Source organism: Liquorilactobacillus vini DSM 20605, assembly GCF_000255495.1.
GTDB classification, from domain to species: Bacteria; Bacillota; Bacilli; order Lactobacillales; family Lactobacillaceae; genus Liquorilactobacillus; species Liquorilactobacillus vini.
The window spans coordinates 1-19,003 of the sequence record NZ_AHYZ01000061.1 but is presented as its reverse complement, the minus strand read 5'-3'; the positions used below and the strand labels follow the sequence as shown (position 1 = coordinate 19,003).

General features: G+C 37.6%; 21 protein-coding genes and 1 pseudogene. 18 read left to right on the top strand and 4 right to left on the bottom strand.

The features are described from left to right. Positions 1 to 76 precede the first annotated feature (76 nt). The 11 genes and pseudogenes from dapF (at position 77) to recD2 (ending at position 9,284) form a co-directional block, all read left to right on the top strand. Entirely contained in the window at positions 77 to 1,069 is a 993-nt protein-coding gene (gene dapF, locus ON15_RS03735) for a diaminopimelate epimerase (protein ID WP_010580147.1), read from the top strand. Continuing rightward, a complete protein-coding gene (locus ON15_RS03730) occupies positions 1,059 to 1,424 on the top strand; it encodes an NUDIX hydrolase (protein WP_328285370.1) in 366 nt (121 codons plus the stop codon). The genes dapF and ON15_RS03730 overlap by 11 nt, the downstream gene beginning before the upstream one ends. Then, positions 1,421 to 1,609, top strand: a complete 189-nt coding sequence (locus tag ON15_RS12185) for an NUDIX hydrolase (protein ID WP_328285369.1) — start codon at positions 1,421 to 1,423, stop codon at positions 1,607 to 1,609. Before ON15_RS03730 ends, ON15_RS12185 begins: the two co-directional genes overlap by 4 nt. A 4-nt stretch (positions 1,610 to 1,613) precedes the next feature. Further along, entirely contained in the window at positions 1,614 to 1,874 is a 261-nt protein-coding gene (locus ON15_RS03725; protein ID WP_010580146.1) for a hypothetical protein, read from the top strand. Positions 1,875 to 1,884: 10 nt separating this feature from the next. Further along, positions 1,885 to 2,571, top strand: coding sequence for a 5'-methylthioadenosine/adenosylhomocysteine nucleosidase (locus ON15_RS03720; protein ID WP_026049469.1), 687 nt, complete (start codon positions 1,885 to 1,887; stop codon positions 2,569 to 2,571). A gap of 12 nt (positions 2,572 to 2,583) precedes the next feature. Continuing rightward, positions 2,584 to 3,738, top strand: a complete 1,155-nt coding sequence (locus tag ON15_RS03715) for a cysteine desulfurase family protein (RefSeq protein ID WP_010580144.1) — start codon at positions 2,584 to 2,586, stop codon at positions 3,736 to 3,738. Positions 3,739 to 3,742: 4 nt separating this feature from the next. Beyond that, complete coding sequence (locus tag ON15_RS03710; protein WP_010580143.1) at positions 3,743 to 4,081, top strand: cysteine desulfurase; 339 nt, start codon at positions 3,743 to 3,745, stop codon at positions 4,079 to 4,081. Between the two features lie 156 nt (positions 4,082 to 4,237). Beyond that, positions 4,238 to 5,365: a tRNA 2-thiouridine(34) synthase MnmA gene (mnmA, locus tag ON15_RS03705; protein ID WP_010580142.1), complete on the top strand. Its 1,128-nt coding sequence runs from the start codon at positions 4,238 to 4,240 to the stop codon at positions 5,363 to 5,365. A gap of 123 nt (positions 5,366 to 5,488) precedes the next feature. Then, positions 5,489 to 6,136: pseudogene (locus ON15_RS03700) on the top strand (histidine phosphatase family protein); the annotation flags it as partial. A 15-nt stretch (positions 6,137 to 6,151) separates the two neighbouring features. After that, positions 6,152 to 6,856 carry a tetratricopeptide repeat protein gene (locus ON15_RS03695; RefSeq protein ID WP_010580140.1) on the top strand — a complete coding sequence of 235 codons (705 nt, stop codon included), beginning with the start codon at positions 6,152 to 6,154 and terminating at the stop codon, positions 6,854 to 6,856. Then, positions 6,831 to 9,284, top strand: coding sequence for an SF1B family DNA helicase RecD2 (gene recD2 / locus ON15_RS03690; protein ID WP_010580139.1), 2,454 nt, complete (start codon positions 6,831 to 6,833; stop codon positions 9,282 to 9,284). Before ON15_RS03695 ends, recD2 begins: the two co-directional genes overlap by 26 nt. A 92-nt stretch (positions 9,285 to 9,376) precedes the next feature. Here the strand turns inward: recD2 and ON15_RS03685 are convergent, their stop codons facing one another. The 3 genes from ON15_RS03685 to ON15_RS03675 all read right to left on the bottom strand — a co-directional run bounded on the left by ON15_RS03685 (position 9,377) and on the right by ON15_RS03675 (position 12,372). Next, the gene (locus ON15_RS03685; RefSeq protein WP_010580138.1) at positions 9,377 to 10,300 is read right to left on the bottom strand and encodes a hypothetical protein; all 924 of its coding nucleotides are present in this window, start codon (positions 10,298 to 10,300) and stop codon (positions 9,377 to 9,379) included. 180 nt (positions 10,301 to 10,480) lie between these two features. After that, positions 10,481 to 12,157 carry a ribonuclease J1 gene (gene rnjA / locus ON15_RS03680; RefSeq protein WP_010580137.1) on the bottom strand — a complete coding sequence of 559 codons (1,677 nt, stop codon included), beginning with the start codon at positions 12,155 to 12,157 and terminating at the stop codon, positions 10,481 to 10,483. Continuing rightward, on the bottom strand, positions 12,154 to 12,372 hold the full coding sequence (locus ON15_RS03675) for a DNA-directed RNA polymerase subunit epsilon (RefSeq protein ID WP_010580136.1): 219 nt from the start codon (positions 12,370 to 12,372) through the stop codon (positions 12,154 to 12,156). The genes rnjA and ON15_RS03675 overlap by 4 nt, the downstream gene beginning before the upstream one ends. Positions 12,373 to 12,581: 209 nt before the next feature. Between ON15_RS03675 and ON15_RS03670 the strand changes: the two genes are divergently transcribed. After that, positions 12,582 to 13,055, top strand: a complete 474-nt coding sequence (locus tag ON15_RS03670) for a hypothetical protein (protein WP_010580135.1) — start codon at positions 12,582 to 12,584, stop codon at positions 13,053 to 13,055. Here ON15_RS03670 and def read toward each other — a convergent pair. Further along, entirely contained in the window at positions 13,052 to 13,606 is a 555-nt protein-coding gene (gene def / locus ON15_RS03665; protein WP_010580134.1) for a peptide deformylase, read from the bottom strand. The genes ON15_RS03670 and def overlap by 4 nt on opposite strands. A 146-nt stretch (positions 13,607 to 13,752) precedes the next feature. On the opposite strand from def, the gene ON15_RS03660 reads away from it, so the two are divergent. From ON15_RS03660 to ON15_RS03635, 6 genes are all read left to right on the top strand, one after another. Beyond that, the gene (locus ON15_RS03660; RefSeq protein WP_010580133.1) at positions 13,753 to 14,040 is read left to right on the top strand and encodes a UPF0223 family protein; all 288 of its coding nucleotides are present in this window, start codon (positions 13,753 to 13,755) and stop codon (positions 14,038 to 14,040) included. A gap of 5 nt (positions 14,041 to 14,045) precedes the next feature. After that, positions 14,046 to 14,831 carry an inositol monophosphatase family protein gene (locus ON15_RS03655; RefSeq protein ID WP_010580132.1) on the top strand — a complete coding sequence of 262 codons (786 nt, stop codon included), beginning with the start codon at positions 14,046 to 14,048 and terminating at the stop codon, positions 14,829 to 14,831. Between the two features lie 141 nt (positions 14,832 to 14,972). Then, positions 14,973 to 16,826 (top strand): translational GTPase TypA, encoded by a 1,854-nt coding sequence (typA, locus tag ON15_RS03650; protein WP_010580131.1) that lies wholly within the window; start codon positions 14,973 to 14,975, stop codon positions 16,824 to 16,826. 369 nt (positions 16,827 to 17,195) lie between these two features. Beyond that, positions 17,196 to 17,471 (top strand): DUF1507 family protein, encoded by a 276-nt coding sequence (locus ON15_RS03645; protein WP_010580130.1) that lies wholly within the window; start codon positions 17,196 to 17,198, stop codon positions 17,469 to 17,471. 9 nt (positions 17,472 to 17,480) lie between these two features. Further along, positions 17,481 to 18,662: an FtsW/RodA/SpoVE family cell cycle protein gene (locus ON15_RS03640; protein WP_010580129.1), complete on the top strand. Its 1,182-nt coding sequence runs from the start codon at positions 17,481 to 17,483 to the stop codon at positions 18,660 to 18,662. 19 nt (positions 18,663 to 18,681) lie between these two features. Then, the coding region (locus ON15_RS03635; protein ID WP_010580128.1) for a biotin carboxylase N-terminal domain-containing protein at positions 18,682 to 19,003 on the top strand (322 nt) is incomplete at its 3' end.

Genomic DNA, 19,003 nt, shown 5'->3' with positions numbered 1-19,003 from the left:
AAGTGATAGCTTAAATCTGCTAGGTGAGTTATAATAGTAGGAAAAATGTTACTGATTTTTGAATGGAGGAACGATGATGGAATTATTGAAAGTTCATGGTTCCGGAAATGATTTTTTTATTTTAGATGAGAAAAATCTGGAATCTCCGTTAAATGATCAACAATTGAGTAGTTTGGCGCAAAAAGTTTGTGACCGAAAACAAGGCCTCCATGGTGGTGCCGATGGAATTTTGCTGGTTACTAAAAGTGACCTTACTTCACAAGCTGCTGAAAAAATGCGAGTAATTAATTCGGACGGCAGTGAAGCTAGTATGTGTGGTAATGGTATTCGGACTGTGGCAAGATATTTAAGTTCAAAAAATCAGCAAACGGATTTTAAGATTCAGACGATGTATGCTGATTTGGAAGTAAAAAAAGAAAATGAATTCGCGCCGGGCGTTAAAGTTTTTTCGGCTGAAATTTCACCGGTTAGTTTTGCGGCTAAAGATTTAAAAATGCATTTTCCTAAAAAGAATCAGTTGCTTGATCAATCATTGCCAGAACTAGCACCGGGATTTAAATTCTCAGCGGTAGCAGTACCTAATCCGCATTTAATTACTTTTGTTGACCATCAACAACTGATTGGACCTAAGTTGGGCGAAATTGCCAGTTATTTAAATGATGGCAAAAATCCGTATTTTCCGGATGGTGTTAATGTCAGTTTTGTGGAGGTTTTGACCAAAGATAAGATTTTTGTGCGGACTTATGAACGAGGAGTTGGCTTTACCAATGCTTGTGGAACCGCGATGTCAGCTGCTAGTTTGATTTATGTGATGCTGTATCCGCATAATATCAACTTGGAACAACGACTGACAGTTATTAATCCAGGTGGCATGGTTAAAACGATTGTTCATCAGCGAACAGATGGTGCTTATTGGATTTCATTGATCGGTAATGCGACCTTTGTTGCGCGAGTAACAGTTGCACAACCTGCCGCTTTGGCGGGTGATTTTTCCCAAGCAACTTGGCAGGCAACTGGAGAACAAGCAGCATACGAAAAATTTGTTAGGGGGTTGGATAGTGAATTTTGATGAAAAATTATTAGCTACCAAAGCAATTTACCAGGGACGAATCATCAATGTAGTTGAAGAAACGGTCGAATTGCCAAATGGTCAACAAGCTCAACGTGAAATTGTTCGTCATCAAGGAGCAGTGGCCTTAGTTTGCATCAGCGATGAAGATCCACAACGGATAATTCTAGTTGATCAATGGCGCCAACCAATGCGCAAGGCTTCTTTGGAAATTCCAGCTGGCAAGATTGAGGCGGGTGAGCAACCAGAATATACGGCTCGCCGAGAATTAAATGAGGAAGTTCGTTTGCAAGCGACCAGCTTGAAAAAGATTGCTTTTTTTATACTTCTCCAGGTTTTGCTGATGAACAGATGACACTTTATTTAGCTCAAGGACTGAAGCCTGTTGAAAAAAAACTGCCACAGGATGCTGATGAATTTTTACAGGTGGAAAAATTATCGATGGAACAAGCGGATCAAGCAGTTGCTAGCGGAAGAATTTGTGATGGCAAAACTTTAATGGGTTTATGGTACTGGAAGATTTTACAAGCGAAAGGATGATCCTTTGAACTGGAAGCATTTCTTTAAAAAGCAAGCTGGCAAGCATATGGAAAGCGACTTGCCAGCATCTGCTGATTCGGCAAATAATGAAGAAATTCAATCGTCAGAAACCGAGTTCAGTCGGACAGCTTATCAAAAAAGTCAACAAGTTCAAAGTCAACAAACTAAAAGAGACAAGTTAGCGCGCAAACTGAATTGGGTTATTTTTTATTTGGTGTTGGCGATCATTCTAGTCTATGGTTTTATGTTTTTTGTTAATTTTTAAGGAGCAACTAATGAAATACGGAATTTTATGTGCAATGGAAGAAGAAATTAAAGATCTGCGAACAAATTTACATGATCTTCAAAAGACCGTAATTGGCGATGTCAGTTTTTATCAAGGAACTTATGCTCATAAACAAGTTGTATTAACTCGTTCAGGAATTGGTAAAGTTCAAGCAGGGATGACTACTGCTTTGTTGATTACTGAGTTTAAAGTTGATGCAGTGATTAATTCTGGCTCTGCTGGCGGAATCGGAGCAGGCTTGCAAGTTGGTGAGATCGTTATTTCATCACAAACAGCTTATCATGATGTTGATGCTACTGCTTTTGGTTATCAAATTGGACAATTACCACAGCAACCGGCTAGATTTGTTGCTGATCCAATATTGCAAAAAAGCTTACAGCAAGCAGCTGAACAGGCAGGTTTGCAAGCTAAAATTGGTTTGATCGTTTCTGGCGATCAGTTTGTGGCTGGTGAAGCGCAAACGGCTGTAATTAAACAGAATTTTCCCGATGCTTTGAGCTGTGAAATGGAGGGAGCTGCGGTTGCGCAAGTTGCTTACCAATTTAAAAAACCATTTGTAATTGTGCGGGCGATGTCAGATACAGCTGATGATCAGGCCAGCCAATCTTTTGATGATTTTATTATTGATGCCGGTCATCGGTCAGCTAAAATGATCATGAATTTTCTAGCAAATTAAGAAGGGTTTAAAGTGAAACATATTTATTTAGACAATGCGGGAACGACTCCAATGGCTCCTGAGGTTATTAAAACGATGACAATAGCAATGGAGCAGACATTTGGCAATGCGTCAAGTACACATTTTTTTGGTCGGCAGGCTCGCAAAGTTTTAGATGAGAGTCGCCAAATTATTGCAAAGTCGATCAATGCCAAACGGGATGATCAAATTGTCTTTACCAGTGGCGGAACGGAAAGTGATAATACGGCGGTGGTTCAGACTGCTTTAGCACGTCAACATGAAGGGAAACATCTAATTACCACGGCAGTCGAACATGAAGCAATTTTGAAGCCAATGAAATATTTAGAAAGCCTCGGTTTTGAAGTAACCTATTTACCAGTTGATCATGACGGCTTGATTTCGTTAGATGATTTACGACAAGCAATCCGACCAGATACAATTTTAGTATCAATTATGACCGGAAATAATGAAGTTGGTAGCCACTTCCCAATTCATGAAATTGGGCAAATCGTTGCTGAATCGAATGCATGGTTTCATACAGATGCGGTTCAAGCATATGGCTTGCTTGATTTTGATGTTCAAGCCGATCGGATCGATTTGCTATCGACCTCAGCTCATAAATTAAATGGGCCTAAGTTTCTCGGCTTTTTATATCGTTCAGACCGGGTCAAGTTTCCTTCACTGATCAAGGGGGGAGATCAAGAACTTAAGCGGCGCGCAGGAACTGAAAATGTTCCGGCAATTGCTGGTTTTGCTAAAGCTGTTTCGTTACTTGATTCAGCTGCTAAACAGGCAAAACGACAAAAATTCATTGATCTTCAACAAAGATTACTGGAAGGTTTGCAAAAAAATGGAGTCGAGTTTGAAGTTAACGGTGGCCAGCGACCAGATAAATTGCCACATGTTTTAAATCTTTGGTTTAAGGGTTGCCCAGCATTACCCCTACTGACTAATCTTGATTTGAATGGAATTGCTGCTTCGGCTGGATCGGCCTGCACAGCTGGCAGTATTGATCCTTCACATGTTTTATTGGCAATCTATGGTAAAGACAGTCCACGTTTGAATGAGTCACTGCGTTTTAGTTTTGGCTTTGAAAATACGGTTGCTGAGATCAATTATACAGTTCAAGTTTTAGCTAAGACAATTAAAAAGTTAAAGCGAGGTTAGAAAAATGGGATACGCTAAACAGGCAAAGCTTTTGGGTGATCAACGGGTTTTTAGTTTGGCACCAGAAATTAAGAAGTATACTTTGCGTGATATTGGTTTTGTTGAATCTAAAGGTGGAAAATTTGTTTTAGAACGACCGCTTGATCCGCGGGCTGATTTCGCTGCTAGTTTAAAATTGAAAGTTACCATCAGTGCGGATCTGAAAACTTTTAAAATGTTAGCAACTAATGGCAATGGTTTACGGGAGCTTAATCTTTTTAAAAAAAATGATCCGCAAGTTCTTGAACAGCTTGAGTTTTCTTTGCGAGAATTACAAGATCGTCAGGTAATCAGATTGAATTAATTTAACCAGCTAAGACAGCATGCTAAAGCTGTCTTGGCTTTTTTGTCTGCTCATGCTTGTCAAAAGCTTGACTGCTCGGTATAATTGAACATACTGAAATAACACGACCTTCAAATCGTGGATTCAGAATCTAAATGAAGTGATGGTGAATGTGTTATGCAAGACAATCGTCAAACACGAGTCGTTGTTGGCATGAGTGGCGGAGTTGATTCTTCAGTTGTTGCGTATCTCTTAAAGCAGCAAGGCTATGATGTAGTTGGCGTTTTTATGAAGAATTGGGATGATAAAGATGACAGCGGAGTTTGCACAGCAACTCAGGATTATGAAGATGTTGCCAAAGTTGCTAATCAGATTGGCATCCCGTATTACTCGATAAATTTTGAAAAGGAGTATTGGGATCGAGTTTTCTCATACTTTTTGGATGAATATCGGCATGGTCGGACGCCCAATCCTGATGTCATGTGCAATAAAGAGATTAAATTCAAGGCTTTCTTGGACTATGCGCTACAGTTGGATGCTGATTACATTGCAATGGGACATTATGCACAAATTCGTCGCGATGCTGATGGAACGGTACATTTGCTGCGTGGAGCAGATGCCAATAAGGATCAAACTTACTTTTTAAGTCAATTATCACAGCAACAATTGCAAAAAGCAATTTTTCCAATTGGTAATTTGCAAAAACCAGAAGTTAGAAAAATTGCTGAACAAGCTGGCTTAGCAACGGCACATAAGAAGGATTCAACTGGGGTTTGTTTTATTGGTGAGCGAAACTTCCGTCAGTTCTTGGGAGAGTTTCTGCCAGCTAAGCCCGGTTTAATGAAAACGGTGGATGGAGCAGTGATCGGCAAGCATTATGGTTTAATGAACTACACGATTGGTCAGCGACGTGGCTTGGGAATTGGTGGTAACTCAAATAGCAGTCAGCCTTGGTTTGTGATCGGGAAAGATTTGCAAACAAATACTTTATATGTAGGACAAGGCTTTCATAACCCACATTTATACGCGGATACTCTCGATGGCAGTCAAGTAAGTTTTATTGCTCCAATTGAACAACGGGGATTGAAATTTCACTGTACGGCTAAGTTTCGTTATCGGCAAAAAGATTGCGGTGTAACGCTCAAATTAAGTGCCGACCGAAAAAAAGTGAGTGTAATTTTTGATCAGCCAGCGCGGGCAGTGACACCAGGGCAAGAAGTTGTCTTCTATGATGGTGATGAATGTCTTGGCAGTGCAACAATCGATCATGCTTACCAGCAGCAACGAGTTTTACAGTATGTTTAAGAGTTTAAACCAGTTTTTTTATAAAACTGGTTTTTTTACTGCTCAGCTCTTTTAAATTCGCCCTAGTTTGGGCATAATAGAGTTAATGGTGTTTGAGAAAAGAGGGAGCATTGTGACTAAACATTTTTTGTAAGGCATGGCAAGACACAGTGGAATCTAGAGGGCCGTTATCAAGGAGCGCATGGAGATTCACCATTGTTGCCAGCAAGCTATCAGGAGATTTCACAATTGGTCAGTTATTTAAGACAATTTAATTTTGCTGCTATTTATACCAGCCCGATTAAACGAGCCCGAACAACTGCTAAAGAAATTGCCCGTCAGTTGCCGCAAACTTTGCCAGTTCAGCCGCTTGCTGGTCTGCGTGAGTTCGACTTGGGAAAAATGGAAGGAATGAAATTTGCTGATGTTGCGAAACTCTATCCAACTGAACTAACAGCTTTTCGCCATCACGCTGATCAATATCAAGCAAAAAATGTTGAAGGTGAAAGTTTTTCTGAATTGTTTCAACGGATGACACCAACTATTAAACAAATCGTAGCGACTCATCCTAAGACAACAGACAATGTTGTCATTGTCAGTCATGGAGCGGCATTATGTGCAGAGATTCGCCATCTGCTTGGTTATTCGTTAGATCAAATTCGTGCACAAGGTGGTTTGGCAAATACCAGTACCACAATTCTTGAGACCAAGGATGGCCAAACCTATCATTGCGTAGCTTGGAATAAGACAGATTATTTGAAACGTAAATTAACTGAATCAGATATTGTCTAGAGGGAGATGTTTTTGGTGGAAAAGACTGATCGAAAACAGCAACAGGCAGAACTCGCGACCCAAATAAAAAAGTTGATCAAAGCAATTGATTTAAGGCCCAAAGACCCACAACAATATTATGCGTTGGGAATGTTGTTGACAAAGTCGCAACAATATTCGCAAGCTGAGGAGCTATTTAAGCGAGCAATCAATTTTTTTAAACATCAGCACTTAGCAACGGATCTGCTTGAATATGGTTTGGGAAATGTTCTTTATTCTGCTGGCCTGTATCAGGAATCTTTAACTACTTTTCAGCAAGTTAAATCAGCTGATTTAAAAAATGATGCATATTTAATGATTGCTCAAAATTATTATGCCCAGGAAAATTATCAGCAGGCACTAGCCTTTGCTTTGACTGTTAGTGAACAGACCAAAAATCAACAAGTTGATGGTTGGCTTTTGGCGGGAGAGTCGTTCTTGGCCTTAGGAAATTTAAAGCTAGCAGCCAAATATTTTGATCAAGTTTTAGCTAATCGTCCAACCAGTTTTCAAGCAAATTTTGAACGTGGAGTTATTGAAATGGTTTGGCAGCAACAGGGTGATCGTTTTTTCAAACGGGCTGAAAAAGCTGATCCAACAAAATTTGCGCAGCAGCAGGAACGTTTGGCGGATATTGAAAGAGTCTTGATTGCCAAACAACAAGGAGAAATAACAGGTGGTAAACAGTCAGATTCAAACTGAAAATTCACAGCAACAAATTTTGATTGGCAAAATTCAAGCTATTTTTTTTGAAAATAGCGATAATTTTTATAAAGTTCTGCAAGTTAAACTGCTGGAAGCCGATTTTACTTGGCCAGAAGAAGAAATTGTGGTTACTGGCAATTTTGCTAATCTTAGTGAGGGCGAAAAGTATCGCTTTTTTGGGCATTTATTTGAACATCCACGATATGGCAAACAATTTCAAGCTGAGAATTACCAAACTGAATTGCCAACTCAAACAACTGAAATTGTTAATTATTTAGCTGGTGAGAATTTTCCGGGAATTGGTCAGAAAACGGCTGAACGAATCGTCAAAGTTTTTGGAACAGCAACGCTTACCAAGCTTCAGCAAGATCCAGCAAGTTTATCTCAGTTAGGCTTGTCAAAAAAGCAGCGTCAAACATTGATCGATAATTTAACTAATACTGGCGATCAGCAGCAAGCAGTAATTGAACTTAACCGCTTTGGCTTTGGCAGTCAATTAACAGCTAGGATTTACGAGCATTTTCAAAAAGAAACATTAGCGGTCTTACATCACCAACCATATCGCTTAGCATTTGAAATCAATGGAATTGGCTTCAAACGTGCGGATCGAATTGCCGAGCAGCAGCAAATTGCTGCCGATGATCCACAGCGCTTGCAAGCTGCCTTATATCAGAGTGTTTATGATCTTTGCCACAATACTGGTGATACTTATACTTCAGCACCGTCAGTGATGCAACAGGCAATGGACTTGCTATTAAGAAGTCGACGTGTAACTTTAAGTGAAAAGCAAGTTGCTGATCAGCTAGTTACTTTAGCTGCTGATGGAAAAATTGTTGTTGAAAAACGACGCATTTATTTGCGGCATTATTATGAAGCTGAATGGAAAATTGCGGAACAAATTAAAACGTTGCTCCAGCGACCAGTTAAGTTGCCAGAGAAAAAAGTTCAAGCAATTGATAAATTATTAACTGAAATAGCTTTGCAATTAAAAATTACTTATGGTGCTGAGCAGCTGCAGGCAATTAAAACGGCTTTAAAAAATCGATTATTGCTGATAACTGGTGGACCAGGGACTGGCAAAACAACGATCATTAATGGAATTGTTGCTTTATTTGCGGCCGTCCATGATTTATCACTGGATGCTAATGATTATCAAACTGATGAATTTCCAATTGTTTTAGCAGCCCCAACTGGTCGAGCCGCCAAAAAGATGAGTGAAACAACCGGCTTGCCAGCAGTTACGATTCATCGTTTGTTGGGTTTGAATGGTTCTGACGGCCAGGATAATTATCAAGCCAATGAGAATTTGACTTTAGCAAGTCAGCTGTTAATCGTTGATGAGATGTCGATGGTTGATACCAGTTTATTTGAACGACTACTGGCGGCTGTTCCAACTAGTATGCAACTGATCCTCGTTGGCGATCAAGATCAGCTGCCCTCGGTCGGACCAGGGCAAGTTTTTGCCGATTTGTTGGCCTGTGAAAAATTGCCGCAGATTCGGTTAGAAAAAATTTATCGTCAGAAACAATCTTCGACAATTATTTCTTTGGCACATGCAATCAAAAAAGGAATTTTACCAGCTGATTTTACGAAGAATCAGTTTGATCGGTCATTTATTGCCTGTTCAGAACATCAGGTTGAGTCGGCAATTAGTCAGATCATATTGTATGCACAAAAGAAAAAACTTAATTTAAATGATGTTCAAGTTTTGGCCCCCATGTATCGTGGACAAGCAGGAATTGATCATTTAAATGTGATTTTGCAGAATTTAGTTAATCCTAAAGGGACAAAGACTAAAGAGCTTGTAGCTAATCAACAAAGTTTTCGGATTGGTGATAAAGTTTTGCATTTAGTTAATAGTCCGGAAAATAATGTGTTTAATGGGGACATCGGTCAAATCGTCGGTATTAATTTGGCTCAAGATAATCCACAAAAACCAGACCAGGTAATTATTGATTTTGATGGTAACGAAGTGACTTATTTAAGAAAGGATTTAACTAAGATTAAACTGGCTTATTGTGTTTCAATCCATAAAGCTCAGGGCAGTGAGTTCAAATTAGTTATCTTGCCGCTAGTTAACATGTTTCATCGCATGTTAAACCGTAATTTGCTGTATACTGCTATTACGCGGGCTAAAAAAATGTTGATTTTATTGGGTCAAAAAGAAGCTTTTCAAACTGCAGTTGATCATGTCTCAGTTAATCGAAAAACGAGTTTATTAGAGCGGTTAAGTCAAGCATTAAGAGTAAAACAAAGTCAGCAGTCAATAAGTTTATCGCAGTCTAGCATCAATCATGGGCAGACAAGCATTAATGAAGAAACAACTAAATACATTTTGACAAGTCAATTGATTGCTAATGAGGAAATTGATCCTTTAATTGGGATGAATGGACTTAAACCAATTGATTTTAAACACAAAAATTAAAAAACAGCCGTGAAATGATCAGTACTCAATCAATTGACTGAATTTACTGATCATTTCGCGGCTGTTTTAATTTATGATGATTGTTTAAAAAACTACTTACTTTCCTGCCAAGAAAGACTATCTGGGTCAAACCAAAATGGGTACTGAAAACTGCGCGCCAGAAGATCGTAAAACTGGTTTTTTAATTGTTGACCGTCAATTTCGCCAAATTCTAATGAATCAGTCGTTAGTTGAAAAGAATTACCCTTGAAAATATGAACATATGGTAGTTTCTGTTCAAAACCAACTAGTTTGGCCAATTTAAATAGCAACAAGCTAAAGAGATTTAAGTTGGTCAAAATTTCAATTCTGAGAGACAGTTTTTTTAAATCTAATGGCTGATCAGAGACCCTTGCTTGATTGTCAACCTGAACGGCAGAAGTATGATGAAAAAAGTAATATTTGCGATCAAGCCTTAGCGTGACATTAAAAGGTTCTTGATCAACAATGGCGGTAAAATGTCCATACCACTGGGCAATTCGACTAATCGAAAAATTATTTAACTGACTGCTTTGACTAACATTTTCAGCGTAAGCATTAAAACCAAGTGACATATTTTGACTGAAAAGCCAGCATCTTTGATGATTCATTTCCTCAATTTTTGCCAGCTCAACATAAACAGGTTGAATCGCACTTAGAATTTGCTTAGTTGCCGTTAGTGGCTGTAATGACAAGCCAATTGATTTTGCTAAGCTTTTGGTGCTCTTAGTTGGAATAAAGCAGACAGGACATGATTTTGACTGTGATTTTAAATACGAAATAATTTCAATTAAAAGTTGTGAAGATCCAATCGTAATAAGCGGAGTGGTTGCTTTAAAATTTGATAAACTTTTGAAACTTTGTTGATTATTAAGAGAGACCTCGATAACTTTTAAATTAGTTGCTTGTTCTTCAAAAAGGGGATGAATAGCTTGCCAGATAGCTTGAACTTCATTCGTACTGGCTGATATTTCAAGTAAAATCACAAATTCTTTCAACTTTCTTCCTCCTTAATGACCATACTTAATTATTATACTAAATATTACAGTTTAATTACAAGGTGAAAAACATTAAGATTGTTTGAGAATAATTGTTAAATAAAAAACAATCTTTCAAGTTAAAACTGTCAAAATGTTTCAACAAGAAAAATTGTCATCTGGTTCTTATTAACTTGTCAATCAAACAATGACCAGCATTGGTAAAATCATTGGATGACGTTCAGTTTTTTCAAAGAGGAATGATTTAAGATCATTGATTACCGCTTCACGCAATGAGTTTTCATTAGCACCTTTTTTAGCTAAAGCTCTCCTTAAAGTTCGAAAAACGCGCTTTTTCCCGCTATCGATCAATTCTTCTGATTCACGCATATAAATAAATCCTCTAGATAACAAATCAGGTCCAGCTAAGATTTCCTGACGTTTCAGATCAATTGTCGCAACTACAACAACTAATCCTTCTTCTGCCAGAATTTTGCGATCATGAAGAACTACATTTCCAATATCACCGATTCCCGAACCATCTACATAAACATCGCCAGCACTGAAATGCCCAGCTAAACGTGCAGAATTAGCAGTTAATGCAAGAACATCACCATTATTCATAATAAATGAACGGTCTTTAGGAACATCGCATTTTTCAGCCAATTCAGTGTGAATCTTGAGCATTCGATATTCGCCATGAACGGGAACAAAGTACTTGGGCTTAATTAAGCGTAACATTAACTTTTGCTCTTCTTGACCACCATGTCCAGAAGCATGAATGTTATTAACTTTTCCATGAATGACCTGAGCACCGGCTTCTTCTAATTCATTAATTACATGATTGACACTAATCGTGTTACCAGGAATTGGCAAACTAGAAAAAATGACGGTATCACCAGGTTGAATGCTAACTTGGCGATGAGTGCCATTAGCGATTCGGCTCAGTGCAGCCATTGGTTCCCCTTGAGACCCAGTACAGAGAATCATTACCTGATTAGCTGGTAAATTATTAATTTCGTGTGTATCAACTAAGGCATCATCTGGGATATCAAGATAACCTAACTCTCGGCCATTAACAATGGCAGCTTCCATACTGCGCCCAAAAACGGCAATTTTCCGACCTTTAGCAACAGCAACTTCCGCCGCCTGTTGAATCCGGGAGATATTTGAAGCAAAAGTTGCAAAAATTATTCGACCCTCAACTTTCTCAAAAATTCGCCGAATCGAATTTCCTACCCAGCGTTCTGATTTAGTAAAGTTGGGAATTTCTGCATTTGTGCTATCAGAAAGCAAACAGAGGACGCCATCGCTGCCTAATTTTGCCATTCGTTGTAAATTAGGAGGCTGATGAGTGACTGGTGTTAAATCGAATTTATAGTCACCAGTTGCAACAATCGTTCCGCTGGGTGTTTTTACTGCAACACCGAGTGTATCTGGGATTGAATGGGTAGTCCGAAAGAAGGAAACACTAGTTTTACGAAAATGCAAAACTGTATCCTCATTTATTTCATGCAATTCAGTAGTTCGCAACAATCCATGTTCTTCTAGTTTGCTTTTGATCAATGCTAGAGCTAAGGGACCAGCATAAATCGGAACATTGACTTGCTTGAGTAAATAGGGGATGCCTCCAATATGATCTTCATGCCCATGTGTAATTACCAAAGCTTTTAACTTTGACTTATTTGCAACTAAATATTGATAGTCAGGGATTACATAATCAATTCCTAAAAGATCATCTTCAGGGAACTTGATGCCAGCATCAATTAAAATTAATTCATCCTGAAATTGGACCCCATACGTGTTTTTACCAATTTCTCCTAATCCACCAATGGCAAAAACAGCTGTTTCATTGTTTTTGACATTCAGGCGTTTCATTTAGTAAACTCCGTGAGTTTAAAGTTAGGACTTTGCTTCTCATATTCGAGGGCTTTGGGGCTAAGTCCTTCAAGATATTCGATATTATAATCTGTCTGTTCTTCGACGAGCAGTCGAGCTTGAGCTTCAGACTCAGCTTCGAGATATAAGGATAAAGTACTTTCTCGCCGTGGACTGACATCCTTACTAGGTTGATAGAAAACTTTAAAAACCATTAAAAAAACTCCTTCATAAATTTTTAACTGCTACAATGCAGTATATTCCGAACATGGATTGTTTTTCACAATAATTAACATTATTTTAGCATAGTTATTTGGATAAGTATATATATAACCTTTGTGCGCGAAGATGGAAAGACTTAGTAATCTGGAAAAGTCAATGCTATAATCAAAGTGGAAGGGAAGAGTGAGCATATGCAATTTTTATGGATCGTCATATTAGTTTTAATAGTGCTGTTTTTGCTTCATTTTTTCAAACGAAGATCAAAAGAAAAAAATTGAAAAAAAATAAAACAGTTACCGACCTAGCAGTCGTTAACTGTTTACACCAAATGTCACTAATTAAAGTTGAAAATTCCGAGCTTTTTCCACAAAAAGTTTTTTCAATGTCACAGCCAGTTGCCAGTTTTTGGGGCCAAGAGGTCAATGTCTTTTCTTATTGTTTTACTTTAACGGCTAAAAGTGCTGTAACTATTAAAAAAATTCGTGCTGAATTGAACAGCTTGTTAAAGAATTATGAACAACAGCGACAGCTGACAACTAAATATTATCAACAGGCATTGATCGTGTCGGATTGTTGGTTAGAAAATAATCAATTAAATATTGATGTAGCATATGTGACTAATCAAGCAACTGCCAATTATTTGATTGATGTTCGTCGAGCGGAAAAAGATCATTAACCAATTAAGACTAAATTATCGTCTTGATAGAAAGGATCTTTTTGATTTATATGATCAAAGAATAAAACACCATTTAAATGATCGATTTCATGCTGGCAGACAATAGCTGGATAATTTCGTAATTTATCAAGATGCCGTTGACCATCTAAATCGTACCAACGTAAGGTGATTTTTTGATGGCGTGGTACGTAGCCAGGTACATCACGATCGACTGAAAGACAACCCTCACCTTCTGCCAAAGCTGCCATTCTAACTGACTCACTAATAATGGTCGGGTTTATCAAAATATGTTTAAAAATTGGTTGGTTATTTTCATCAGGAACTAAAACAGCAGTCATCCGGATTGACTGATCAACTTGCGGTGCAGCTAGTCCGACGCCAGCTCGTAACTGATATTTTTTGGCTAGTTTGGGATCCTGACTGTTTTCAAGAAATTCCATGAGCTTTTTTCCAAGCTCTCTTTGTTTATCAGTCAAAGGGAAAGCTAGTGTTTTGGCTCTTGCTCGCAAAGTAGGATTGCCTTCACGAATAATATTTTTCATTGTTATCAATAGTATGACCCTCCTAATTAAATTCATCAGCTTTAATTATAGACTAAAATTCAGTTTTTTTTAAATATTTGCAGTGAGTTTTTAATTAACTTAGCGGAAAATTGTGTATAATTAGATTGTTAATCATTTAACAAGTGGTGAAAATAATGAAAAAAGAAGAAACTATTAGTTATCCGTTGATGAATGAATGGACAGTTCCAGAAATTATTGACGTTATAAAATTTTATCAGGCAGTTGATCAGTTGTATGAGAGAAAGATCGAACGCAGTGACTTTTTAAAAAAATATCAACAATTTCTAAAAATTGTACCGCAAAAATCATTGCAAAAACAATTAGATCGACGTTATTTAGCTCAAAGTGGCGAGAGTCTTTATCGGGCCGTTAAATTTGTTCAAGAAAGTCAAGGAAAATATTTGCATTATGTTAAGAGGTGAGTCGGATGGAATTTCAAGCTGACAAAATTGATTCATTAGTACCGCAGTGGTTAATGACTGCCAGAAAAATGATTTTAGAAAGCTTCTCCCAAAAAATCGAAATTGAAACTAAAACTAGCCGGAATGATCTAGTAACAGGATTGGATCGAAAAATTGAACAGTTCTTAGTTAGAAAAATCCAAGAATGTTTTCCGGGTTCGCAAATTGTGAGCGAGGAGACAAGACCAACGATCAATGAAATTGAAGAAGAAGGTTTGTTGTGGATTATCGACCCAATCGATGGGACCATGAATTTTGTGAAACAAAAGAATGATTTTGCAATTATGATTGGAATTTTTCGGGGAGGAAAAGGTCAACGTGGGTTTATTTATGATGTTATGGCTGATCGGCTTTACCATGGTGGTCCTGATCAGGGAGTTTACTGCAATTATCAAAAAATGAAATCTCCACCTGACGTTCCTTTAGTAGATGGGTTACTTGGAGTAGGTGGTGTAATGTTGATCAATAATAAATATAATTTGCAAAAAATTGCGCTTGCAAGTCATGGAATCAGAATTTACGGCAGCGCAGGAATTGAAATTATTCATGTTTTAAATGGACAGTTAATAGGTTATCTGAGTCATTTACATCCTTGGGATCTGGCAGCCGGGAAAATTTTAGCAGAAACTTTAGGATTAGTTGTGAAAACGATTGACGGTCGAGAAGTAAATGTGTTATCATCAATAGATGTGTTAGTAGCGTCAAAAAATGCTCAGAAAGACATAATAATGATGGCACAGTCTCATTGTTAGTTGCGAGCTGTGACAGAAAAGTCACAGTTTTTTTATGCTAAGAAATGAAAACAAAAAGCTGAATTTTCAAAGATTTTTGATAAAATGAAAATAAGTTTTTTTGAGCAGTGAAACCTATTATTTTGAAAGGAAGAAAAAATTTTGAAAACACGTGATGATATCCGGAATGTTGCGATAATTGCTCATGTTGATCATGGAAAGACAACATTGGTTAATGAATTATTAAAACAGTCTGATACACTTGATGAACATACAAATATTGGTGATCGGGCGATGGATTCGAATGCAATTGAAAAGGAACGTGGGATTACGATCCTTTCTAAAAATACAGCTGTTAAATACCATGGAAAGCAGATCAATATTTTGGATACACCAGGTCATGCCGACTTTGGTGGTGAAGTTGAACGAATTATGAAGATGGTTGACGGAGTCCTGCTAGTTGTCGATGCATTTGAGGGGACGATGCCACAAACGCGTTTTGTTTTGAAAAAGGCTTTGGAACAACATTTAACTCCAATTGTTGTCATTAATAAAATTGACCGTGAAGGTGCACGACCGGAAGAAGTTGTTGATGAAGTACTCGATTTATTTATTGAATTAGGCGCTGATGACTCACAACTTGAATTCCCAGTAGTTTACACCTCCGCTGTTAATGGCACATCTTCATATGAGTCTGACCCAACCACTCAAAAGCATACGATGGATCCAATTTTTGATACCATCTTAAAAACGATTCCAGCTCCAATAGATAACTCTGAAGAACCGTTGCAGTTTCAAGTTGCAATGTTAGATTACAATGAATTTGTTGGACGAGTGGGAATTGGTCGAGTATTTCGTGGCCAGATTAAAGTCGGTGATCAGGTGACAGTTATGAAACTCGATGGTTCGCAAAAGAATTTTCGGGTCACTAAATTATTTGGTTTTTTTGGCTTAAAACGTTTAGAGATTCAAAAGGCTAAGGCAGGAGACTTGATTGCTGTTTCCGGAATGGAAGATATTTTTGTCGGTGAAACGGTTTGCCCAGTTGATCATCCAGATGCTTTGCCGTTATTGCGAATCGATCCACCAACTCTGCAGATGACCTTTAAGACTAATGATTCTCCATTTGTCGGCCGCGAAGGCGAATTTGTTACTGCACGTAAATTGGAGGATCGATTAAAAGTTCAATTACACACGGACGTTTCATTAAGAGTTGAAGATACAGATTCGCCAGATGAATGGATCGTTTCTGGTCGTGGCGAATTGCATCTTTCGATTTTAATCGAAATGTTACGTCGTGAAGGTTTTGAACTAGCAGTTTCACGACCACAAGTTATTTATCGAGAAGTTGAAGGTAAACTATGTGAGCCATTTGAAAATGTCATAATTGATACGCCTGATGAGTATTCTGGTTCAGTTATTGATGCTTTGTCGCAACGTAAAGCACAAATGATTAACATGAAGACAGATAAGAATAAGCAGACACAGTTGGAATTTTCAGCTCCAACTCGTGGTTTAATTGGATTTGATTCTGAGTTTATGTCAATGACTAAGGGCTATGGAATCTTTAACCATACCTTTGCTGAATATAAGCCCGTTATTAGAAACTGGGAACCTGGTCGTCGAACTGGTGCATTGGTTTCAATTAATCAAGGTAAGGCAACTACTTACGCAATTATGGGAGTTGAAGATCGTGGTCGTATTTTTGTTGATCCGGGTACAGAAGTTTATGAAGGAATGATCGTTGGTGAAAGTTCGCGAGAACGAGATATCTCCGTTAATGTAACAAAGGGTAAAAACCTGACCAATGTTCGTTCTTCTAATAAGGATCAAACAGCGATGATTCGTAAACCAACACATTTTACACTTGAGGAATCTTTGGAGTTTTTAAATGAAGATGAATTGCTAGAAATTACGCCAGAAAGTATTCGCTTGCGTAAGCAAATTTTGCCAACGAATCTGCGGGAAAAAGCAGCAAAGCAAAAGAAAATTGCTGCGAAAAAAGCTGACAATTAGTTGGAACATCACTAAAGCTAAGCTTGACATTTAAAAAATTAACAATAGATGAGAAAAGTTCTGATGTCTTTGATCGAAAGGTCGGCATGAGAACTTTTTTGATGCTTTTTTAAAGAATATTTAAAAACATTTTTTGCTAAATTGGTCTTTAAAAAAGCTTTATTGGTTATTAAATGACTTTCTAACATCATAATGTTCGTAAAAAAATGTATTATTAGAAAAAATTAATTTTTTTTGTTGAAAAATACGAATTTTAGCATCATAATAATAATTTGAAAAGGAGGGTAAGTTTGAAAGAACGTTTAGTTTGATTTTATCAACTTGGTTTGTATGATATAATTGCTCTAGTTTAGAAAGGGGCTGAAGCAATTGCGAGAATCTGTTACTAAAAGTGAAATGCTGACAATACTTGCAACAGATGCTGATCAAATCAAGTCAATTTTAAGTAAACAGCGCAATTTTCTCTGTATGTCAAAATGCCCAGCTTTTGAAGAAGTCGCTGATACACAAATTTATGGTTTCTCTTGTGAAGTTAGATTAGCCGAAAAATGTGGCTTGATTTCCTCACAAGAGGGAAAACAAATGGTTACGGAACTTGAACAAGTGTTGTCGGATATTTATGTAACTGCTGGAGAGGATGACTAGTGGTTAGTTGTGATTAAAAAAATTAAAATTAAGTTGCGTTATTTTGACTTCTATTTATTCATTCCATATATTATTTTATGTTTAGTGGGAACCGTTATGGTCTACTCTGCTAGCTCAATTAATCTATCATATGCCGGAATGACGACAAACTTTTACTTAGAACGGCAGCTAATCTATGTTTTCTTGGGCTTGATTTGTTTTAGTTTAACCATGCTTTTAAAACTAGCAAATTTTACCTCCAAAAAATTTATTATTGGGGGATTTTGGATTATTGCTGGATTATTAGCCTATGCCAAATTTATGACTAAAGCTGTAAATGGTGCCAATGGTTGGATTAATTTTAAATTATTTAGTTTACAGCCAGCTGAGTTGTGTAAATTATATCTGGTTCTTTTTGTAGCACAAATATTGGCGCGACGAGAATATTTTTCATTGGATAATAAAATTGGTGGTTATCGAAATTGGAAACCGTGGCTGTTAGTGGCGATTTTATTGATAATGATTTTGATTGAGCCGGATCTTGGTGGATTTGCAATTAATTTAACAATTGTCTCCTTAATGATTCTAGCCAACACGGCAGCTTTGAAATCAGTGAAACAAGCTTTCAGCTGGCTTGCTGTTTGGGCAGGGACGATTATTATCTTATTGGTTGTGTTACGCAAATGGAATCCGGTTGCTGGGACGAAATATACTTATATGTATAGCCGCTTAACTGCTTTTTATAATCCTTTCAAAGTTGCTAGTGACAGTGGGCAGCAATTAATCAATTCTTATTATGCAATTAGCAACGGTGGTTTGTTTGGTTTAGGATTAGGAAATAGCATTCAGAAACGCGGATATTTGCCGGAACCATATACAGATTTTATTTTGGCAGTAACCAGTGAAGAACTAGGTGCAATTGGAGTTGCTTGTATTTTAGCGTTAATCTGTTGGCTGACCTTGCGGATGTTTTTAATTGGAATCAGGGCAAAGAATACTTATTCCGCCTTAATTTGTTATGGAATAGGAACTTTTTTTGCGGTAGAAACGTTCTTTAATTTGGGAGCAGTAACTGGCCTTTTGCCAATTACTGGAGTTACCTTTCCGTTTGTTTCATATGGTGGTTCAAGTATGTTGGTCCTTTCTTTAGCTTTAGGGATTGTAATGAACATCTCAATCCATCAGCGACAAGTGAAGTTTAATAAGAAATAAAAATGAAGGTGGGATTTCAGTGAAAAAGGTATTGATCGCTAACCGTGGTGAAATTGCTGTTCGAATAATCAGGGCTTGTCATGAATTAAAACTTAAAACTGTGGCAATTTTTGCTAAGGAAGATGAATTATCTGTTCATCGTTTTAAAGCTGACGAAGCCTATTTAGTTGGTGCAGGTAAACGACCAATTGAGGCTTATCTGGATATGGATGATATTATTCGAATTGCAAAAAAAACCAGTGCGGATGCCATTCATCCTGGATACGGATTTTTAGCGGAAAATGAACAGTTTGCCCAAAAATGTCAAGATGCAGGGATTACATTTATTGGACCTAAAGTTG